This is a genomic window from Gordonia jacobaea (genome assembly GCF_001186365.1).
GTDB lineage: Bacteria > Actinomycetota > Actinomycetes > Mycobacteriales > Mycobacteriaceae > Gordonia > Gordonia jacobaea.
In genome coordinates this window covers 400,129-420,172 of sequence record NZ_LDTZ01000014.1, presented here as the reverse complement: position 1 = coordinate 420,172, position 20,044 = coordinate 400,129, and the positions used below count along the sequence as shown (strand labels likewise).

Genomic DNA, 20,044 nt, shown 5'->3' with positions numbered 1-20,044 from the left:
GGTGACGCCGAGTGGCGCAACCACGCCACGGAGCCGACACTGGATCAATGCGTGATGTTCTGCCAGTGGTGATCGATCGCCTCAGTCGTGGGCCGGTCGCCATCGCTCGCATCATCGGCACGAGCGGCCCGACCCCGCGCGGCGTCGGCGCTGCGATGGCTGTCACGGCCGACGGCGAGGTCATCGGGTCGGTCTCGGGTGGCTGCGTCGAATCAGCGCTCGTCCACACCTGCATGACCGTGCTCGACGACGGTTGTGCCGTCGTCGAGCATTTCGGTATTGCCGATCCAGATGGCATCGAAGTAGGCCTGACCTGCGGTGGATCTCTGGAGGTCTTCGTCGAGCGCATCGACTCCGGTCATCGACGCGCGTTGGACGACCTCACCGGACATCTCGCGGCGGACCGTCGAGTCGCCTGGGCAACCACGCTGAGTGACTCCCCCGAGTGGCACATCACGACGTCGACGAGCGAGCCATGGCGTCGGCTCGGCCGCGACGTCGCCGATCTCCTCGCGTCGGGGCGCAGCGGCATCATCGGCGTCGACGACTGCGACGAGCCCGCGGAGTCGGGTGCCGACCGTCCGCGCACGTTCGTACACACCTTCGCCCCTCCCCCGCGGTTGATCCTGGTGGGTGCCAACGACTTCGTGCGTGCCACGAGCAGCATCGGACGCTCGCTCGGCTATCGGGTGACCGTGGTCGACGCGCGGCCCGTATTCGCCACCTGCGCACGCTTTCCCGACGCCGACGAGGTCGTCGTCGACTGGCCGCACCGCTACCTCGAGTCCGAGATACGTTCCGGCACAGTCGATGCCACAAGCGCGATTTGCGTGATGACCCATGACCCGAAGTTCGACGTCCCGACGCTTCGCGTTGCGCTCGCCGACTCCGCCGCGGGTTTCGTCGGTGCACTCGGCTCCCGTCGGACGGTTGCCGATCGCAACGAGCGCCTCGTCGAATCCGGCGTCACCGCAGCACAATTGAGTCGTATACGATCGCCGCTCGGACTCGACCTCGGGGGACACACGCCTGCCGAGGTCGCCGTCTCGATCGCCGCGCAGTTGATCGCGGATCGTCATGCCGCTTCGGCTGCCCCACTACACACGACGTCGGGTCCGCTCCATCGCTGAAGCGAACCCGACCTGAAGCGAACCCGACGTCGTGCAATTCTTGCCCGTGAGGCTATGCGTCCTCCTTCGGCGACTCCGAGGACGAGCTCGGAGTAGCCGTCGTCGCCGCTTCGGTTGTCGCGGCAGGGATGTCGGAGGTCATCGACATCACGTCCTGCGCGGGCAGGACATGCTCACCGGTCTTGTCACAGGAGAGTGCAAGCGAGCTGATGTACTGCTTCTCGCCGTTCGGACCGGGCACCGCCGAGGCGATCATGTCGGGTCGCTCGAACTCGATCTTGGTGACGCAGCACAGCAACTTCACGTCGGTGGGGTTGCCGTGCTCGTCGTACATCGGGATATCGATACCGTCGTCGACGCGACGCAGGTAGTACTTGCCCTTCGTCGCGATCGCGAAAATGGGCGGCAGGACGATGGCGAGCACGAGCGCCACCAGCGGCGAGTACGGCTGGATGGCATCGCCAAAGACGTGGAAGTACACCAGGATCGACGCGCCCGCCGAGATCAGGAGCGAGCAGAATCCGACCGGGTTGACGCTGTAGATCATGCCGCGACGGAACTCCGGCTGCTTCGGCGAGATGCCCAAGATGTACTTGTTGATCACGATGTCCGACGCGACGACGGCGATCCACGCGATACCGCAGTTCGCGTAGAAGTTCAGCAGGTTGTTCAGGAAGCTGAACATGTTGGCTTCCATCAGCACGATCGCGATGATCACGTTGAAGAACAGGAACACCAGGCGTCCGGGGTAGGTCTTGGTGACACGCGTGAAAGCGTTGGTCCACGCCAGCGAGCCCGAGTAGGCGTTGGTGACGTTGATCTTCACCTGGCTGATGACGACGAGGATCACGGCGAGGGTCAGAGCGAGCCAGTGCGGCAGGAAGTCCTGGTAGATCTCGACGAACTGGTGGACGGGCTGGTTCGCAATGCCCGCGTTGTCGACGCTGATCCCGATCAGGTACACGGCGAGGAAGAGACCGACGATCTGCTTGATGGCGCCGAAGAACACCCACCCCGGTCCGGCGATAAGGGTTGCCGACCACCACTTCCGCTTGTTCTCAGGCGTACGGGGCGGCATGAAGCGTAGGTAGTCGACCTGCTCTGCGATCTGGGCGATCAGGGACAGACAGACACCGGCCGCGAGCATCGTGCCTGCGAAGCTGACACCCTTGCCCGCTGGGTTGCCGTCGCCGTCGACACCGCTGAACGCGAAGAAGTCACCGATGGCCGAGGGATGCTTGATCACCAGGTAGATGAACGGGAGGACCATCATGACCAGCCACAGCGGCGTGGTCCACACCTGCAGTTTGGCGAGTGTGTTCATGCCGTAGATGACCAACGGGATGACCAACAACGACGAGACCAGGTAGCCGATCCACAGCGGTATGTGTAGGCCGAGTTCGAGGCCCTGCGCCATGATCGAGCCCTCGAGGGCGAAGAAGATGAAGGTGAACGACGCGAAGATGACGTTGGTCAGCACCGAGCCGTAGTAACCGAAACCGCTTCCGCGCGTGATGAGGTCGAGGTCGATGTTGTATCGAGCAGCGTAGAACGCGAGCGGATAGCCCGTGATCACGATGACGACCGAGAAGAACAGGATGCCCCACAAGGCATTTCCGGTGCCGTTGGCAATACCGATGTTCGCGCCGATCGCGAAGTCGGCAAGGTAGGCGATGCCACCGAGGGCGGAGACGGCGACGACGCCCGGTCCCCACTTGCGGTAGCTGCGGGGCGCGAAACGAAGTGTGTAGTCCTCGAGGGTCTCGCGCATGGCAGCAGCCTGCGCACCCGTCGCGATGATGCTGTGTTCGGCGTTTTCTATCTCGCCGACCTCGTCGGCCACCTCGCCGACGTGTTCGTGATGCTTATCGGTGGCCATCGGCCCTCCTGCGTGATCCGAGTTACAGATCGGCCAAACGTACGAACGCCATGTTTCGGCGAGTTACTCGGAATGTTTCACGCAGGAAAACTAGGCATCACGGCCACGGCTGTTCGACGATGCGCCCGTAGACGCACCGTCGACGACGAAACACGTTGTCCGATCTACTTTCCCGTGAATTCAGGCTTTCTCTTCTCGGAGCGAGCGGCACGCCCCTCGACCACATCTTCGCTTTCCCACGCGCGACGCATCGCGGCCTGACGATCGGCGGGTGCGTCGTCGCGCGCACCGTCGCCGTTGAGTACCAACTTGTAATGCTGCAGCGTCAGAGGGGCGAGATCGGCGATGGTCGACGCCCAATGCTGGGCGTCGGTGAGATCGCCGATGCGATTGGCGAATCCGAGAGCATGAGCGCGGTCGGCCGACAACGGATCGCAGCCGATCAGCATGCCGCGCGCCTGGCCTGCACCCACCAGTGAGACGAGGCGTCGAATTGTCCACTCGTCAACGGCGACACCGATTTTCGCTGCGGGAATACCGGCAAGAGCGTCGGGGGCCATCACCCGAAGGTCGGCCGCCATCGCCAGTTGCAGGCCTGCGCCGAGTGCCGAACCGTTGAGTGCCGCGATCACCGGGACGGGCACCGACTCGATCTCGCGCAGTGTGGCGATGAGCTTTTCGAGGAACGCGGGGTCGTAGACGGGACCGGACAGGTCGGCGCCCGCACTGAATACGCTGCCGCGGCCGGTGACCACGATGGCCCTGGCGCCCGCGTCGACGGCGTCGGCGAAAGCCTTCCCGAGACCGTCGACCATGTCCTCATTGAGTGCGTTGCGCTTGTCCTGGCGATCGAGCTCGATCGTCGTCACCGAACCTTCTGCATGCGAGTGGATCATGCAGGAGAGACTACCCAGCCCCGCCATTTTCCGGCGGGCACACTGGAGAGGTGTCGAGTCCGTCGCTGTCGCCCGAGTCCACAAGCCCCGATGTGCACGAATCCGTCGCGCAGGAGCCCGACGCGTTCAGCGATGTCCTCGTCATCGGTGGCGGCCAGGCAGGACTGTCGGCGGCGTACTTTCTGCAACGCTTCGGCCTCGGTGACCGCTACCAGTTGCTCGACCACTCCCCGCGTCCCGGCGGTGCATGGCAGTTCCGATGGCCGACGCTGACGTTGTCGGGCACCAACCGTGTGCACGATCTTCCGGGATACGGGCTTGGCGAGGCGGTGGGCATCGACCGCGGCGAGTTCCCGGCGTCGTCCGTGGTTCCCGAGTATTTCGCGAAGTACGAGAACAGGTTTGGGCTGCGGGTACATCGACCAGTCGACGTACGTTCCGTCGAACGCGACGGCGACGGATTTCGAGTGACGCTCGGCGGCCGACTCCGCGGGCGTGAGATCTCCGCACGCACACTCATCAACGCCACCGGAACGTGGGAAAGGCCGTTCATCCCTCACATTCCGGGAGCCGCGGACTTTCGCGGCAGGCAACTGCACACACACGACTACACCGGACCCGAGGACTTCGCCGGTCAGCGCGTGTTGGTCGTCGGCGCAGGCATCTCGGCAGTTCAGCTACTGATCGAGATCGCTCGACGCGCTCCCGGCGTGCAGACATTCTGGTGCTCGCGCACCGAACCGCGCTTCGATTCGAATCCCTTCTCACCCGACCTCGGTCGCGAAGCCGTGGCCCGCGTCGAACGCCGGGTTCGTGCCGGCCTACCGCCGACGTCGGTGGTGTCGGTGACCGGCCTCGCGGTGACACCGACCATCGAAGCCGCGCAGCGCGACGGAATCCTCGACAACTGGCGACCGATGTTCACCCGCATCACCGAGACCGGCGTGTGTTGGGACTGCACGGGCGGGGCAGGCGGGAACGGGTCGGCACGCGGGAGCAGCAGCGCGGTCGCTGCGGGCGAGCAACTCGACGTCGACGTCATCTTCTGGAACACCGGCTTCCGAAGCGCGCTCGATCATCTATCGCCTCTCCACCTGCGCGGACCCGGCGGCGGAATCGTCATGACCGGACGCCTTGCAACCACCGTCGCCGACGACCCGCGGGTCCAACTGCTCGGCTACGGACCGTCGGCGTCGACGATCGGTGCCAACCGCGCGGGTCGCGAGGCAGCACGCAACGTCGCGGAGATTCTTGATGCCCAGCCTTGACAATTTGTTGTGTTTTCCCAACACTATGTAGTGTGAGTCCAGTACGGCGGGGAGAAAAGCTCCCCATCTACAACCGCATCGGAGTTCTACGCGCCGAGCGGAGGATGTCGCGTGCCGATCTGGCAGCACTCGTCGGCATCAACGTCCAGTCCGTCGGTGCGCTCGAGCGCGGCGACAACTACCCGAGCCTCGACCTCGCGTTTCGCATCTGCGAAGTCTTCGACCTCCCCGTAGAAGCGGTGTTCAGTCGCACCGAGTTCTCGGCGATGTCGGCCGAGCTCTACCCCCGACGCGCCATCCGCGTCGACGAAACACACTCACCGCAACCGTCGTCCACCACGGAGGAAGCACAATGAGGGATCCCAACTCGGCCATCCCGGCCGAAGCGACGCCCGAGCTGTGGCGTCGCTACGACGAGTGGCGTGGTCAACGCCATGTTCGCTTCAACCAACGTCATGCAGGCAAGCTGATGAGCTGGCGCAATCGTCGAGCCGCGCGACGAATCGTCCTTGCGGAGATCGTGGTGCTGGTCGTGCTCTTGGCCAGCGCGGTGGTGGCGTTCTTCACCTACGCGTTCTTCATCCCGTTCATCATTGCCATCGTCGGCGCGTTCGTCGTGCAGTACCTGCTGCGGATCGTGACCGGCTCCATTGCCGAAACCCCGGTCACCGCGCTCGACGAAATCCAACTCGCGCAACGTAACTCGGCCCGATCAGTGGGATTCATCGCCCTCTTCTCGCTGATGTTCATCCCGTACATCATCCTGATCGTCCTGGGCACCCGAGAGCAGGTACACGGCCAACTGGTGTACGGCACCGGCATTTTGCTCATCAGCCTCGTGCTGACCGGCGCCCTCGTGCCAACCATGCTGACCGCGTGGTGGAGCGACGACGCCGACCCCGAAGACTTCGCAACCTACGAGGAGAACGATCATGCCTGAATCCCTCACCGTCGACGGACTATCCAAACGGTATGGCGACGTCGTCGCACTCGATGACATGACTTTCACCGTCGCCCCCGGAGAGATCTTCGGCTTCGTCGGTAGCAACGGCGCAGGCAAGTCGACGACGATGCGCATCATTCTCGGTGTGCTCGAACCGGATTCGGGTCGGGTGACGCTCGGTGACGCACCGATCGATCTCAACACGCGGCGTCGAATCGGGTACATGCCCGAGGAGCGTGGGCTCTATCCCAAGATGAAGGTCGGCGAGCAACTGGTGTTCCTCGCGCGCCTCCACGGAATGAGTGCCGACCAGGCCACCGAGAGTGCCCGGCGCTGGACGCAGCGACTCGGCGTCGACGAACGGTACGACGACAACGTCGCCGACCTCTCGCTCGGCAACCAGCAACGCGTACAGCTCGCCGCGGCGCTGGTCCACGATCCAGACGTACTGGTCCTCGACGAACCGTTCTCGGGCCTCGACCCGGTGGCCGTCGATGTGATGAGCGACGTTCTGAAAGAGAAAGCAGCCGAGGGCATTCCGGTCATCTTCTCGTCGCATCAGCTCGATCTGGTGCAGCGACTGTGTGATCGAGTCGGCATCGTCGTCAAGGGCAGAATGCGTGCGCTCGGCACCGTCGACGATCTCCGCACACGTGCTGGCGTGATCCTCGAGGTCGACGGTCCTGACTCGACGACCCGCTGGGCCGATGGCTTTCCCGGAGTGCTGGAAGCCGAATACCAACCGGGCGGTGCTCGGCTGCGCGTCGACCCGACGACGCTCGACGACCAGGCAGTACTCAATCGCGCATTGACACAAGGACCGGTACATCGCTTCGCGCGGACAACACCCGACCTGACCGAACTCTTCCGAGAGGTGGTGACGGCATGACCTCCCACAATTCCACTGACAACACAGCCTCACAGGGCGCGAGTGCGCTGCAGACGATTCGCCTTGTGGCACAACGTGAGATCGCCACACGTGCCAAGACCCGATCGTTCGTCGTCAGCACCGTGGTGTTGATGCTCGTGATCGTCGTCGGCCTGATCGTCTGGAAGGCGATCTCCGGTGGTGGAACCGACCCAGAGCGTGTCGGCGTTGCGGGCGACAGTTCCCTGTCGACGACGATCGGCCAGGTGGGCGAGGCCAGCGGCACGCCGATCACCGTCGTATCAATCGCTTCTGGTCCGGATGCGTTGTCGCAGGCACGCAGCAGCGTCGAATCCGGTGATCTCGATGCCGCGGTGGTGCGGGGTTCCGGTGAGTCGTATGCGATCGTCAGCAAGACGGAGCTGTCCGACTCGCTGTCGGGTGTGCTGCGCGGCTCGATCCAGCAGCACGAGTTGGCCCAGGGTCTCACTGCCCGCGGTGTCGACGCGGCGTCGCTGCCGACACCGACGATCACCACTGTTCAGACCACCCCGGACAAGCCCGACAAGGCGCAGCGGATCGTGATCGCGCTCGTCGGCGCGATTCTGCTCATCACAGCAATCATGCTGGGCGGCAACATGATTGCCGTCGGAGTTGTCGAAGAGAAGACGTCGCGGATCGTCGAACTGCTGTTGGCGACGGTCAAGCCGCTGCACCTGATGTGGGGCAAGATCCTCGGGATCGGAGCGGTTGCACTCGGGCAGGTGGTGGTGCTCGGCCTGACTGCTCTGATCGCCGGGATCGCCACCGGGATGTTGACGATCGCCGGTACTGCCATCTGGATGTTCTTCGCGGTTCTGGTGTGGTTCCTGCTCGGGTACCTGTTCTTCGCGACGCTGTATGCCGCTGCGGGAGCACTGGTTTCGCGCCAGGAAGAGCTCGGCTCGACGATCATGCCGCTCACCGTGCTGTCGATGGCCGTGATGTACGCGGGGATCTTCGGAGTGCAGTCGCTGCAGTCGACGTTCATCGAAGTGCTGACGTGGATTCCGCCGTTCTCGGCCGTGCTGATGCCGATTCGGATCGCCACCGGCGACACCAACGCCATGCAGATCGTCATCTCGCTGATCCTGATGATCCTGGCCTGCGCCGCTGCCACCTGGTTCGCCGCGCGCATCTACCAGCGCTCGATCCTGCGCACCGGCAGCCGCGTCAAGTGGTCCGAAGTGCTCTCGATGGCGCGCTAGGGGCGCGCAGAAAGTAGGGGAAGGGATCTTTCCCCCAGAGACTGACCTCTCCTCGAGAAACAACACGAGCAAAGGCACGAAACCCGCGGAAAGAATCCTTCCGCGGGTTTCTGCCGGCCCGGCCAGCCGAGAGCAGTCTCAGGCCGCGGCCGTCACCCCGGCGCCCTCGCTCGACGTGTTGCCGCCCTCGGTGGTCGGAGCCGGGCCGTGCGGCACGAAGTCGCGGCTGCGGATCAGCAGCAGCGCGGCGAGGCCGCCGACAACCGCCACGGCGCCGCTGATCCAGAACAGCGCGTTGAGGGCCTCGGCGTAGGCGGCGTGTTTGCCACCGGCGGGGTTCTCGCGCATCGACGAACTCAGCTTCGAGCTGAAGGCGGTGCCGTAGACCGCGATGCCGACGGCGATGCCGATCTGCCGGAACGTGGTGTTGATGCCCGACGCCATGCCGGAGCGGTGCACGTCGACGACGCCGACGGCGGTCGCGGCGAGGGGCGGGTTGACCAGGCCGCTGCCGATGCCCGCGATGATCAGGCCGGGGATGAGGTGCGTCCACGACGAGTTCTCGTCGAGACCGGCCATCAAGAACAGTCCGACGCCGACGATGAGCAGGCCCGGTCCGATGAGCCAGCGCAGCGGCACCTTCTCCGACAGTCGGCCCGCGATCGTGGCGCTCACCATCGTGCAGCCCGACATCACCAGCAGCCGGACGCCGGTTTGCAGCGCTGAGTAGCCGAGCCCTTCCTGCAGGTAGAGCACCACGTACAGCAGCATCGCGAACAGCGAGCCGTTCATCGCGAAGGCGGCGATCAGACCGCCGGTGAAGGTGGGAATCCGCAGCAGTGAGAGGTCGAACATCGGCTCGTCGACACGCAGTTCGATGATCACGAACGCCACGAGCAACACCGCGGCGACGATGAACGAGCCGACGACGAGGCTGTCACCCCACGAGCGCTGCCCGGCCTCGGTGAGTCCGTAGACCAGAGCGACGAGACCAGCGGTGAATGTGACGACGCCCGGCCAGTCGATTCGACGGGCATGAGGCGAGCGCGACTCGTCGACCATCTTCCACGTGACGAACAGGGCGGCGATGCCGATGGGCAGATTGACCAGGAAGATCGCACGCCAGCTCACACCGGTCGTCAGCACGCCGCCGAGGATCGGGCCGAGTGCCGTCGAAATGCCGGTGACGGCACCCCACGCGCCGAAGGCGACGCCGCGTTCACGGCCGTGGAAGGTCGACGCGAGAAGCGCGAGCGACGTCGAGAACAGCATCGCACCGCCGACACCTTGCAGTGCGCGGGACACGATCAGCATGACCGGGTCCTGTGCGACGCCGCAGAGCAGCGAGCCAAGCGTGAAGATCACCAGGCCGATCGAGAAGATTCGACGTCTGCCGAACTTGTCGGCGATCGATCCGGATGTCAGCAGCAACGACGCCAGCGCGAGCGCATACGCGTCGGTGACCCACTGCAACTGACTGAAACTGGCGCCGAGTGCATGTTGAATATCGGGAAGTGCGACGACGACGATCGTGACGTCGAGCAGCAACATGAAAGTCGCTGCGCAGACGACGACAAGCGTCCACCATTTACGTTCCATGAGTGTGTACCTTTCGAGGATTTCGCCCGAATCCGGTGCGTCAACGCACCTCAGGCGGTATGAACCAAGTGTGATCCCACGATCGGTCGGCGTCGCCAGGAGGCCCCGATCCCGTTAGATTCATGACATGGGAGCCACAACCTCGCCAGAATCCTCCATTCTCGACGATCTGGATACGAGAATCGCTCGCGCCATCCAACTGTCGCCACGGGCGTCGTTCCGCGAGATCGCCGACGTCCTCGGTGTGGCCGAACAGACGATTGCCCGACGCTATCGCCGACTCCGACGCGATGGCCTCCTGCGCGTCACCATGGCCACCGATCCTCGTGCCCTCGGTAACTCGACGTGGGTCGTGCGTGTGCGGTGTCGACCGGAGGGAGCCGACGGTATCGCCGGTGCCTTGGCAGCGCGAGACGACGTCTCATGGGTATCCATCTACGAGGCCGGCTGGGAGATCGTCTTCAATCTGCGCGCAGCCGATCCGCACGGCGGAATGGAGCTCCTCACCCGGACACTCCCCAAGGCCGCACCCGTTCTCGACGTACGACCGGCCGCGGTGCTGCACACGTTCGTCGGCGGGGCACCGACGGATTGGGAGGGCTGGCATGACGCGCTCACCCAGACGGAGGCGGATGCGCTTGCGAAAACACGCATTCCGAGCGGACCCGACGGCGGTCGGCCCTCATCGACGTCGATCGATCGCACCGACAGAGCGATCATCGACGTTCTCACCCGCGACGGTCGGACGTCGTATACCGACCTCGCTCGCGCAGTGGGTTCGACGCCGGGCAAGGTGACCCGACGCGTCGAGCACCTCGTGTGGTCGGGCATCGCCTACTTCGACGTCGATCTCGCCACTGCCGCGCTGGGACGCGACGCGATCGCGATCTGGCTGACGGTGCACCCCCGACATCTGGCAGCGACCGGCGAGGCACTCGCAGCCCACCCCGCAGTGCCGTTCGCGGTTGCCGTCACCGGGGCGGCCAACATGACGGCCAGTGTCATGGTGCACGACACCGACGAGCTGTACTCCTTCGTCACCGATGTCCTCGGACCCCTCGACGGGATCACCTCGTACGAATTGCTCCCGCTACTCTCGCGCGTCAAGAACGCGGGTTCGCTCGTGAGTGGGGATCGCCTTGCGCCACCGAGGGTTTCGGCGTCTCAGATCTCGCCGTCTCAGAGCTCACCGAAACGTCGAAGTGCCTCTTCGCGTTCGGCTTTGTGATCGACGATCGGTTCCGGGTAGTCGTCGGTGTCGAATTCGGGAATCCAGCGTCGAATGTAGTCGCCGTCTGGATCGAACTTCTTGGCCTGCGTCTCCGGGTTGAACACCCGAAAGTACGGTGCCGCATCGGTTCCCGTGCCCGCGGCCCACTGCCAACCGTGCTGATTCGACGCCATGTCGCCGTCGGTGAGCTGGTCGAGGAACCACTTCGCACCCCACCACCACGGCAGGTGCAGGTCTTTCACCAGAAACGACGCGGCGATCATGCGCACCCGGTTGTGCATGAATCCCGTTTCGCTCAGTTGACGCATCCCCGCGTCGACGAGTGGGAAGCCGGTTCGCCCCTCACGCCACGCGTCGAAGTGCTTCTCGGCGGACTTTCCGGTGTCGAGTGCGATGTCGTCGAACTGGTCATTCCAGTTGTGCCAGAGGCTCTTTGGCCAGTTGTAGAGCACGTCGGCGTAGAAGTCACGGAACGCCAGCTCACGCAGATACGCCTGCGCCGACTGCGACCTGCCGAGGTCGGCGGCCATCGTGCGCGGGTGGATATTGCCGAACTTCAGATACGCCGACATCCTGCTCGACGCGTCGAGATCCGGCCTGTCCCTGTCGGACTCGTAGCCCGACAGGTCGTCGTCGACAAAGGTGCGCCATCGCTCGAGTGCCGCGTCTTCACCGGCAGGCAGGTCCAGCGTCGTGGGTGCTGCCGGAATCCTGATACGACCAGAGGGGTGAATGTCGCTGGGATTCAGGATGTTCGACGGCGCTTCGGTCTTCGCCGGCGCACGCCAACCGTGGTCGCGCCATGCACGGAAGAACGGCGTGAAGACCTTGTACGGTGTGCCGTCGGACTTCGTCACCCTGCCCGGCGAGACAAGGTAGGGCGAGCCGACGGGTTGCCACGTCGCGCCAGATTCTTCGAGTGCAGTGACGACGGCATCGTCTCGACGTCGCCCGAACGGCGAGAAGTCCTCGCTCACATGCACCGAACCCGCTCCGACGGCGTCGACCAGTCGCGGAATTTCCTCGTCAGGACGTCCACGCACGACGAGGAGCTTGCCGTCGAGCTTGGCGTCGAGTTCGCGGAGCGAGTCGTAGAGAAAGGCGAGTCGTCGCTCGCCTGAAGAGGATTCGAGACGCGGGTCGAGCACGAAGCAGACCAGAACCTCGCGATTGCCGTCGCCGATCGCTTCACCCAGCGCCGGGAGATCGCCTAGTCGCAGATCACGCCGTAGCCAGCACAACGCCGGTGCATCGACATCCGATGCACCGGCGTTGTTACGTTGCGAGGCGATCTAGCCCACACCCAGCAGGTCGATGATGAAGACCAGTGTCCGTCCGGACAACCGGTGGCCCGCACCCTCGGGGCCGTACGCCAGCGCAGGTGGCACGGTGAGGCGACGGCGGCCGCCGACCTTCATGCCCGGGATTCCCTGCTGCCAGCCGGGGATGAGCCGGTCGAGCGGGAAGTTGGCCGACTGACCACGGTCCCACGACGAATCGAACTCTTCGCCCGACTCGAAGTCGACGCCGACGTAATGCACGTCCACGACGTCGCTCGGCTTTGCCTCGTCGCCGTCGCCGACGATGATGTCTGCGATCACCAACTCACTGGGAGCGGGACCTTCTTGGAACTCGACTTCTGGCTTCTCGGTACTGGTCACGGGACTCTCCTTTGAGTCGTGGGGTGTACAGGTCGAAGCGTCGAACTCAGCGGTCGCCCATCGTGACGTAGTCACGCTCGGGGTAGCCGGTGTAGAGCTGACGCGGTCGGCCGATCTTGGTCGCGGGATCTGTGTTCATCTCACGCCAGTGCGCGATCCAGCCCGGCAGACGTCCGAGTGCGAAGAGCACCGTGAACATGCGGGTCGGGAAGCCCATGGCCCGGTAGATGACGCCGGTGTAGAAGTCGACGTTCGGGTAGAGCTTGCGCGAGATGAAGTAGTCGTCATTGAGGGCGACTTCTTCGAGTCCCTTGGCGATGTCGAGCAGATCGTCCTGGACGCCGAGCGATTGGAGGATCGTGTCGGCGGTCTTCTTCACGATCGCTGCGCGCGGATCGTAGTTCTTGTAGACGCGGTGTCCGAAGCCCATGAGCTTCACACCGTCTTCCTTGTTCTTGACCTTGGTCATGAACGCCTTGGTGTCGCCACCGGAAGCCTTGATGTCTTCGAGCATCTCGAGAACGGCCTGGTTGGCGCCACCGTGCAGCGGACCCCACAGAGCGTTGATGCCACCCGAGATGGACGTGAAGAGGTTGGCCTGCGACGATCCGACCAAACGCACGGTCGACGTCGAGCAGTTCTGCTCGTGGTCGGCGTGCAGGATGAACAGCATGTCGAGGGCCTTGGCGACCTCGGGGTTGACCACGTAGGGCTCGGCCGGGAAGCCGAAGGTCATGCGCAGGAAGTTCTCGACCAACGACAGCGAGTTGTCGGGGTAGAGGAACGGCTGGCCCGCCGACTTCTTGTAGGCGTAGGCGGCGATCGTCGGCAGCTTGGCAAGCAGACGGATCGTCGACAGTTCGACCTGCTCGGGGTCCTTGGGATCGAGCGAGTCCTGGTAGTAAGCACTCAGTGCGTTCACTGCGCTAGACAGCACCGGCATCGGGTGTGCGTTGCGCGGGAAGCCGTCGAAGAATCGCTTGAGATCCTCATGCAGCAGGGTGTGCCGCTGGATCTTGTTGTTGAACTCTTCGAGCTGGCTCGGAGTCGGCAATTCGCCGTAGATCAGCAGGTAGCTGACCTCGATGAAGGTCGACTTCTCTGCCAGTTGGTCGATCGGGATACCCCGGTAGCGCAGAATGCCTGCTTCTCCGTCGATGTAGGTGATCGCGGATTTGCAGGCTGCGGTGTTGACAAAGCCGCCGTCGAACGTCGTGAGATTCGTTTCTGCGAGGAACTTGCCCAGCGCAACCGAATCACTGCCCGCGGTGGCCTTGAGAATGGGAAGCTCGAGCTGCCCACCGGGGTAGATGAACGTCGACGAGGCGGTATCCGATGCCGAGTCGGCGGGAGCTGTTTCAGCGGACACTCCAAAACCCCTTTACTCAGGTATGAGACCCACAGGTACATGTGACGCACTGTGAGTCGGACTCTCCGTTACTAAACGTAGTCGGTTATCGACATGCGCGCCCACGGAGGGTGCATTGACGTTGGTCAACCGTAGCCGAATACCGTCTGACCTGCGCCTCGATCACGGGGCATCGAGCTCGCTCGCCCACGGAGGGTCGGCTCCGGGACGCGAAACGGTCACCGCGGCGACTCGTGCCGCGTAGTCCGCGGCACGTAGCCAATAGTCGGCGTCGCGCGACCGCAGTGCTGATGCGGACAAATCGCCCGACTCGTCGAAGAAATGGAGCAACCCTCCGAGCACACTGTCGCCCGCCCCGATCGTGTCGACGACGGTTGTCTCGGGAGCCTGTGCCAATACGGTGAATTCGCGTGTGCGAACGGAGATTCCGTCGGCTCCGTGGGTGATCACGACGGCCCCCGCGCCCTCCCGGAGCCAGTCGTCGACCGACGAGCCGTCTGCTCCGTCGCCGAGCCAGTCCACGTCTTCGTCGGAGAGTTTGAGGACGTCGACCATCGGTACCCAGTCAAGGAATCGTCGACGGTAGACGTCGGGTTCGTCGATCACGGAGGGCCGGATATTCGGGTCGAGTGCAACGAGACGCCCGGCGTCGTGAGCTCGACGCATCACCAGTTCGTAGACGCTCGCACCCGGTTCGAGGACCATGGACAACGTTCCGAAGCACACCGCGGAGACGGTCGCGGCGAAGTCGCCGGGCTCGGTGACCAGGCGGTCGGCGGTGCCCTCCACATAGAAGGAGTAGTGCGCTGCGCCGTCGGTACCGATCGTGGCCAGGGCGAGCGACGTGGGTTCGGAGCGACGTTGGACCAGTGTGGTGCCGACGCCCCCGGCACTCAGAGCAGCCATGATGGCGTCGCCGTAGGTGTCGGTGGAGACCGCAGAGCAAAACGAGACGGCGCTGCCGAGTCTGCCGAGGGTGATCGCGACGTTGAACGGTCCGCCGCCGAGTGCCGGCTGCAACGGTGGCAGGTGCGAAGGATCGGGGCCCGGAGCCGTTGTCGCCACCACGTCGACGAGCGCCTCACCGCACACGACGATCTCTCTCAACGATCTGCTCCCATGCGTGTCACGCGCCCAGTGTGCCATCCGGACGTGGCCGTCGACGGTAGATTCGATCGGTATGCAGGAGTTACCCGCCGGCCCCGATGCGGTGCTTCTCGACTTCGCCGATGCCGACGACCCGGCATATGCGGTACTCGAGTCGGCGACCGCGTTGCGGGCCGCGATAGCCGACGGTCGCCTCGTGGCCACCGAGGACCTTGTGCCGAGTGCGTCGTCAATTCTGGTGCAGGGCAAGACAGGTGGCGGTGTGGATGTCCTCGGCATTCATCGCGCACTGCGGCTCGGGATCGCAGGCGCCGACGTTGCGGATTCGACGCCCTCACCCGTCGAGATACCGGTGCACTACGACGGCGACGACCTCGACGACGTCGCCGGTGCACTCGACATGAGTGTCGACGCGGTGATCACGGCGCATCGGGGTACTGAATGGGTCGTCCAGTTCATGGGTTTCGCACCGGGTTTCGGCTATCTGGTGCCCGCTTCTGACGCCGCCGATGCCGCTCTCACCGGACTGCTGAACCTCCCCCGACGGCCACACGCCCGTACTCGCGTGCCGGCCGGGTCGGTGGCGATCGCCGCCGGATACAGCGCGGTGTATCCACGCGACAGCCCCGGAGGATGGAACCTGCTGGGACGCACCAGAATCAGCCTCTGGAGCGAACACGACGACCCGCCGGCCTTCCTCACACCCGGCACCCGTGTCCGATTCGTCGACGCCAGCGCCCCCGAAGACTCTGCCGCTCGACCCGACGACGACACGGAGAACCGGTGACTCGCGCAACGGTGATCGCCACCGGGCCGTTGGCGACGATCCAGGATCTCGGACGTCCCGGCTATCAACACCTCGGCGTGCCGAGGTCGGGTGCCGCGGATCGAGTCGCCATGACCCTTGCCAATCGCCTCGTCGGCAACTCCGAGGACGCCGCGACGATCGAAACCACACTCGGTGGCCTCGTGCTCCGTTGCGACACGGACACACTCGTGGCCGTGACGGGCGCCGACGCTTCGGTCTCGGTCAACGGTGTTGCCGTCGGGGTCAATTCGGCTGTCGTTGCCCGCGCCGGGACGAATGTCGAGGTCGGCACGCCGCACTGGGGTTGCCGCAACTACGTTGCCGCACGAGGTGGATTCGACGTCGAGCCGTCACTCGGATCGCGGTCGACCGACACTCTCTCCGGAACCGGACCCCCTCCCCTGGCGCAGGGCGACGAACTGAGGGTCGGGGATGCAGACGAGACGTGGCCGGCAACTCTGCATGCCCCGGCAGACACCCGGCGGGTCGGCGTCGTCGAACTCACCGCTTTTCCCGGCCCACGCGCGAATCGCCTCTCCGAGCCGGGCGACCTCTTCGCAGGCACGTGGGAGGTCACGACCGCGAGTAATCGGGTCGGGGTACGCCTACGACGTCGCGATGGCGACACCGCGCCGACCCTGACACACCGCACCGACCTTCCCGAGATGCCCTCCGAGGGCGTTGCCCACGGAGCGGTTCAGGTTCCGCCTGCCGGCGAGCCCGTCATCTTCCTCGCCGATCACCCCGTGACCGGCGGATACCCGGTCGTGGGTGTCCTGTCGGCGACGTCGGTCTCGGCCGCGGCGCAACTCGTCGCCGGCACGCTCGTCCGCTTTCAGCCCGGCTGATCAGGTCGGGCAGCGTTGACAGCACCGTGAGACGCACCTAGGGTTTCGTCTCATGACGCAAGTCACAGTCAACTCGTCGAGCTCGTCACCCGAAACACCCGACGCCGTCGAACGTGAGGCTGCGACGACCGACACCCCGCGTCGTGCCGAGTACCCGCATGTCGAGTACCCGCCGCTTGGCCCCGACTCCCTGACGTGGCAGGTGTGGGGAACCTGGACCGGAATGATCCAGAGCCTCTGGGCCGGGTCGATTCAGAACATGCACCCCAAGCTCGGGCAGGCCGTCTGGGATCACTCCGACTTCTTCGGCGAACGCTGGCAACGCCTCATGCGGTCGCTGTATCCGATCGGCGGAGTCGTCTTCGACGAGTACTGGGGCTTCGAGACCGGCAAAGAAGTGCGCGATTACCACCGCGAGATCAAGGGCACCATGCCCGACGGTTCGCGGTACCACGCCCTCGACCCCGACGTCTTCTACTGGGCGCACGCCACGTTTTGGTACGGCAACGTGCGCCTCTGCGAGAGGTTCGGCCCGTGGTTGACCGAAGACCAGAAGCGACAGCTCTTCGAAGAATCGAAGAACTGGTACGCCATGTACGGCGTGAGTATGCGGCCGGTACCCGAGACCTACGAGGACTTCCTCGAATACTGGGACCACATGTGCCGCAATGTACTTCGCGACCACGAGTCGGTGCGCACAGTTCTCGACATCTCGACGCTTCCCCCGCCTCCCTATCTCTCGTTCATCCCGACCGCGCTCTGGCGTCGCGTCATCGCTCCGGTGGTCGCCCGCAACTTCATCTGGCTCACCACGGGGTTCTACGACGAACCGATCCGCGAAATGATGGCACTGCCCTGGACCGACCGGGACGAGAAGCTGTTCCGTCTCCTCGGCAAGACCTACAACCTCGTGTTCCATCGGTTGCTGCCCCGGCGACCGTGGCGGCATCCCCGTGCACGCGATGCGTGGGACCGCGTGAACGGGCGGGTTCCCGCCGACGCACCGCTCGTCGAGACGCCGTCGCGCAACCTGCCGCCAGAATCCGAACGCGGCAAGTCGATGCACTACTGCCCCGTCCACGCGGCGCGCACCTCAACCTATCCGGGCAGGGTCACCCCCGCCGACTAACCGTTGCGACGCGCAGTGGTCTCGACTCGGGTGCTCGCTGCGCTCGCGCCCGCTCGACCAGCGGGGCGCCCCGCTGATCGAGCCCCATCCCGCTGATCGAGCCTCATCCCGCTGATCGAGCCCCGTCCCGCTGATCGAGCCTGTCGAGATCACCCGCAGCGCGCGTACACAACTCGGTCGTCAGCGCGACGCCAAGACAATAATCTCCTCGGCGCCCCGCTGACGTCACGATTGTGTACGCACCCCGGCTCGAGCCAGACCTTGCGACCCGTATGCACGGCAGCATCCCGGCCGGGCTAGATGTGTGTCGAATCGAAGGATCTGTGTGCTGCAGCACCCACATCTTTCAATACGGCACACATTTGGCGATACGCCCTCGGGGCCGCGCTGTCCCGCTGATCGCGCCCCGTCCCGCAAATCGAGCCCCGTCCCGCTGATCGAGCCCCGTCCCGCTGATCGAGCCTGTCGAGATCACTCCCCGGGCGCAGTGGTCTCGACTCGGGTGCTCGCTGCGCTCGCGCCCGCTCGACCAGCGGGGCCGCGGTTTCGCTGTCGTACCCGGGACCGCTCGTCGGGCCCGTGCGGCACCTTGCCCGACGCCCACTGAGTCGCCACACCCCTAGCGCGCGTACACAACTCGGTCGTCAGCGCGACGCCAAGACAATAATCTCCTCGGCGCCCCGCTCACGTCACGATTGTGTACGCACCCCGGCTCGAGCCAGACCCTGCCACCCGTATACATCGCCCAGCATCCCGGCCGGGCTAGATGTGTGTCGAATCGAAGGATCTGTGTGCTGCAGCACCCACATCTTCCGATACGACACACACTCTCGATACGGGTGCGCCCGCAACGCGTCGAACACGTTGCGCGGTGGCCGGAGCCGTTCCAAGCAACGCCGCTCAGCCGGCGTCCTTGGCCATATCCATCACGACGCGGCCTTCGATCTTGCCGTGCTCCATCTCGTCGAACACTGCGTTGATATCGGTCAGGCTGCGTACCGAGTAGGTGGGCGTGATCTTGCCCCGCGCGTAGAAATCGAGAGCCTCGCTCATGTCCTTGCGGGTTCCGACGATCGAGCCGCGCACAGTCAACCCGAGCAGCACCGTGCTGAAGATGTCGAGCGGGAACTGATCGGGCGGAAGACCGACCAGGACGACGGTCCCACCGCGACGCAGCGCGCTGATCGCCTGTGGAAACGCGTGCTTGTTGACCGCGGTGACGAGTGCGCCGTGAACGCCACCACCCGTGGCTTCCTGCAGTTCGGCGCCCGGGTCGGCGGACGTCGCGGCATTGACCGTGATCTCGGCGCCGTGATGGCGGGCGAGTTCGAGCTTCTCGTCGTCAACATCGAACGCCGCCACCCGACGACCCATCGCGATCGCATACTGCACCGCGATGTGCCCGAGTCCGCCGATACCGGAAATCAGCACCCACTCACCGGGTTTGGTGTCGGTGCACTTCAGACCCTTGTAGACGGTGACGCCCGCGCACAGGATCGGGCCGACGGCGGCGAGATCGGCACCTGACGGAATGATGGGACAGTAGCGTGAGTCGACGAGCATGTAGCGGCCGAACGAACCGTCGACCGAGTACCCACCGTTCTTCTGGTTGGGACACAGTGTCTCCCAACCGGTTTCGCACCATTCACATTCGCCGCAAGCACTCCACAGCCACGCATTTCCGACGACGTCGCCCACCTTGATACGGGTGACGTCGTCGCCCACCGCAACGACGGTCCCGACTCCCTCATGGCCCGGCACGAAGGGCGGCTCTGGCTTGACGGGCCAATCACCATGTGCCGCATGGAGATCGGTGTGGCAGACGCCGGTGTAGTCGACGCGCACCAGCGCTTCGTTTCCAGTGGGGGCCGGAACGTCGATCGAATCGACTGTCAGGGGCTTGGTGAAGTCATGGACGACGGCTGCGCGCATCGTCGAAGGGGTTTGCGAGGATGTGGTCATTGTGCTCTCCTGCACGGTCTTTGCACGTCTCGACGTTCGGACGCGGTGGCATCTGCCGTATCGTCCTTTTCCGCCCCAAAGGTTCCGCATGACGCCCAG

Annotated in this window: 18 protein-coding genes; 10 read left to right on the top strand and 8 right to left on the bottom strand. The window is 64.6% G+C overall.

All coding sequences use genetic code 11. The features are described 5' to 3' along the window. Window positions 1-47: 47 nt before the first annotated feature. Window positions 48-1,130: an XdhC family protein gene (locus tag ABW18_RS04945; RefSeq protein ID WP_049697848.1), complete on the top strand. Its 1,083-nt coding sequence runs from the start codon at window positions 48-50 to the stop codon at window positions 1,128-1,130. A 52-nt stretch (window positions 1,131-1,182) separates the two neighbouring features. Here ABW18_RS04945 and ABW18_RS04940 read toward each other — a convergent pair whose 3' ends face one another. Continuing rightward, window positions 1,183-3,009 (bottom strand): purine-cytosine permease family protein, encoded by a 1,827-nt coding sequence (locus ABW18_RS04940; protein ID WP_049697847.1) that lies wholly within the window; start codon window positions 3,007-3,009, stop codon window positions 1,183-1,185. 164 nt (window positions 3,010-3,173) lie between these two features. Further along, window positions 3,174-3,905, bottom strand: a complete 732-nt coding sequence (locus tag ABW18_RS04935; protein ID WP_049698073.1) for an enoyl-CoA hydratase — start codon at window positions 3,903-3,905, stop codon at window positions 3,174-3,176. 92 nt (window positions 3,906-3,997) lie between these two features. Here ABW18_RS04935 and ABW18_RS04930 point away from each other — a divergent pair, with 92 nt between their 5' ends. Genes ABW18_RS04930 through ABW18_RS04910 form a run of 5 tightly spaced genes read left to right on the top strand, consistent with a single transcriptional unit; the run spans window position 3,998 to window position 8,231 of the window. Then, complete coding sequence (locus ABW18_RS04930; protein ID WP_049697846.1) at window positions 3,998-5,173, top strand: NAD(P)-binding domain-containing protein; 1,176 nt, start codon at window positions 3,998-4,000, stop codon at window positions 5,171-5,173. Window positions 5,174-5,205: 32 nt separating this feature from the next. Beyond that, window positions 5,206-5,529, top strand: a complete 324-nt coding sequence (locus tag ABW18_RS04925; RefSeq protein WP_049697845.1) for a helix-turn-helix transcriptional regulator — start codon at window positions 5,206-5,208, stop codon at window positions 5,527-5,529. Then, on the top strand, window positions 5,526-6,113 hold the full coding sequence (locus ABW18_RS04920) for a hypothetical protein (protein ID WP_049697844.1): 588 nt from the start codon (window positions 5,526-5,528) through the stop codon (window positions 6,111-6,113). The genes ABW18_RS04925 and ABW18_RS04920 overlap by 4 nt, the downstream gene beginning before the upstream one ends. After that, window positions 6,106-7,005 (top strand): ABC transporter ATP-binding protein, encoded by a 900-nt coding sequence (locus ABW18_RS04915; RefSeq protein ID WP_049697843.1) that lies wholly within the window; start codon window positions 6,106-6,108, stop codon window positions 7,003-7,005. Before ABW18_RS04920 ends, ABW18_RS04915 begins: the two co-directional genes overlap by 8 nt. Continuing rightward, entirely contained in the window at window positions 7,002-8,231 is a 1,230-nt protein-coding gene (locus ABW18_RS04910) for an ABC transporter permease (protein ID WP_049697842.1), read from the top strand. Before ABW18_RS04915 ends, ABW18_RS04910 begins: the two co-directional genes overlap by 4 nt. A 138-nt stretch (window positions 8,232-8,369) precedes the next feature. Here the strand turns inward: ABW18_RS04910 and ABW18_RS04905 are convergent, their stop codons facing one another. Then, window positions 8,370-9,830 carry an MFS transporter gene (locus ABW18_RS04905; protein ID WP_049697841.1) on the bottom strand — a complete coding sequence of 487 codons (1,461 nt, stop codon included), beginning with the start codon at window positions 9,828-9,830 and terminating at the stop codon, window positions 8,370-8,372. 127 nt (window positions 9,831-9,957) lie between these two features. Between ABW18_RS04905 and ABW18_RS04900 the strand changes: the two genes are divergently transcribed. After that, complete coding sequence (locus ABW18_RS04900) at window positions 9,958-11,058, top strand: Lrp/AsnC family transcriptional regulator (RefSeq protein WP_049697840.1); 1,101 nt, start codon at window positions 9,958-9,960, stop codon at window positions 11,056-11,058. On the opposite strand, the gene ABW18_RS04895 is transcribed toward ABW18_RS04900, so the two are convergent. From ABW18_RS04895 to ABW18_RS04880, 4 genes are all read right to left on the bottom strand, one after another. Beyond that, entirely contained in the window at window positions 11,010-12,302 is a 1,293-nt protein-coding gene (locus ABW18_RS04895; RefSeq protein WP_049697839.1) for a cryptochrome/photolyase family protein, read from the bottom strand. The genes ABW18_RS04900 and ABW18_RS04895 overlap by 49 nt on opposite strands. Before the next feature lie 51 nt (window positions 12,303-12,353). Further along, window positions 12,354-12,722, bottom strand: coding sequence for an FKBP-type peptidyl-prolyl cis-trans isomerase (locus ABW18_RS04890; protein WP_049697838.1), 369 nt, complete (start codon window positions 12,720-12,722; stop codon window positions 12,354-12,356). A gap of 46 nt (window positions 12,723-12,768) precedes the next feature. Then, on the bottom strand, window positions 12,769-14,091 hold the full coding sequence (locus ABW18_RS04885; protein WP_082938088.1) for a citrate synthase: 1,323 nt from the start codon (window positions 14,089-14,091) through the stop codon (window positions 12,769-12,771). 162 nt (window positions 14,092-14,253) lie between these two features. Beyond that, entirely contained in the window at window positions 14,254-15,198 is a 945-nt protein-coding gene (locus ABW18_RS04880; protein ID WP_049698071.1) for a carbohydrate kinase family protein, read from the bottom strand. A 73-nt stretch (window positions 15,199-15,271) separates the two neighbouring features. On the opposite strand from ABW18_RS04880, the gene ABW18_RS04875 reads away from it, so the two are divergent. The 3 genes from ABW18_RS04875 to ABW18_RS04865 are packed head-to-tail and all read left to right on the top strand — an operon-like array spanning window position 15,272 to window position 17,983. After that, entirely contained in the window at window positions 15,272-15,985 is a 714-nt protein-coding gene (locus tag ABW18_RS04875; RefSeq protein ID WP_049697837.1) for a 5-oxoprolinase subunit B family protein, read from the top strand. Further along, window positions 15,982-16,854, top strand: coding sequence for a 5-oxoprolinase subunit C family protein (locus ABW18_RS04870; RefSeq protein ID WP_049697836.1), 873 nt, complete (start codon window positions 15,982-15,984; stop codon window positions 16,852-16,854). The genes ABW18_RS04875 and ABW18_RS04870 overlap by 4 nt, the downstream gene beginning before the upstream one ends. A 52-nt stretch (window positions 16,855-16,906) precedes the next feature. Then, complete coding sequence (locus ABW18_RS04865; protein WP_200903209.1) at window positions 16,907-17,983, top strand: oxygenase MpaB family protein; 1,077 nt, start codon at window positions 16,907-16,909, stop codon at window positions 17,981-17,983. Between the two features lie 900 nt (window positions 17,984-18,883). Here the strand turns inward: ABW18_RS04865 and adhP are convergent. Then, the gene (gene adhP, locus ABW18_RS04860; protein ID WP_197500814.1) at window positions 18,884-19,945 is read right to left on the bottom strand and encodes an alcohol dehydrogenase AdhP; all 1,062 of its coding nucleotides are present in this window, start codon (window positions 19,943-19,945) and stop codon (window positions 18,884-18,886) included. Between the last annotated feature and the right edge of the window lie 99 nt (window positions 19,946-20,044).

Bases quoted from the DNA above. Each gene is read 5' to 3' on its own strand.
- ABW18_RS04945 (WP_049697848.1), top strand. From the start codon at position 48: ATGCGTGATGTTCTGCCAGTGGTGATCGATCGCCTCAGTCGTGGGCCG.
- ABW18_RS04940 (WP_049697847.1), bottom strand. From the start codon at position 3,009: ATGGCCACCGATAAGCATCACGAACACGTCGGCGAGGTGGCCGACGAG.
- ABW18_RS04935 (WP_049698073.1), bottom strand. From the start codon at position 3,905: ATGATCCACTCGCATGCAGAAGGTTCGGTGACGACGATCGAGCTCGAT.
- ABW18_RS04920 (WP_049697844.1), top strand. From the start codon at position 5,526: ATGAGGGATCCCAACTCGGCCATCCCGGCCGAAGCGACGCCCGAGCTG.
- ABW18_RS04915 (WP_049697843.1), top strand. From the start codon at position 6,106: ATGCCTGAATCCCTCACCGTCGACGGACTATCCAAACGGTATGGCGAC.
- ABW18_RS04910 (WP_049697842.1), top strand. From the start codon at position 7,002: ATGACCTCCCACAATTCCACTGACAACACAGCCTCACAGGGCGCGAGT.
- ABW18_RS04905 (WP_049697841.1), bottom strand. From the start codon at position 9,830: ATGGAACGTAAATGGTGGACGCTTGTCGTCGTCTGCGCAGCGACTTTC.
- ABW18_RS04900 (WP_049697840.1), top strand. From the start codon at position 9,958: ATGGGAGCCACAACCTCGCCAGAATCCTCCATTCTCGACGATCTGGAT.
- ABW18_RS04875 (WP_049697837.1), top strand. From the start codon at position 15,272: ATGCAGGAGTTACCCGCCGGCCCCGATGCGGTGCTTCTCGACTTCGCC.
- ABW18_RS04865 (WP_200903209.1), top strand. From the start codon at position 16,907: ATGACGCAAGTCACAGTCAACTCGTCGAGCTCGTCACCCGAAACACCC.
- adhP (WP_197500814.1), bottom strand. From the start codon at position 19,945: ATGACCACATCCTCGCAAACCCCTTCGACGATGCGCGCAGCCGTCGTC.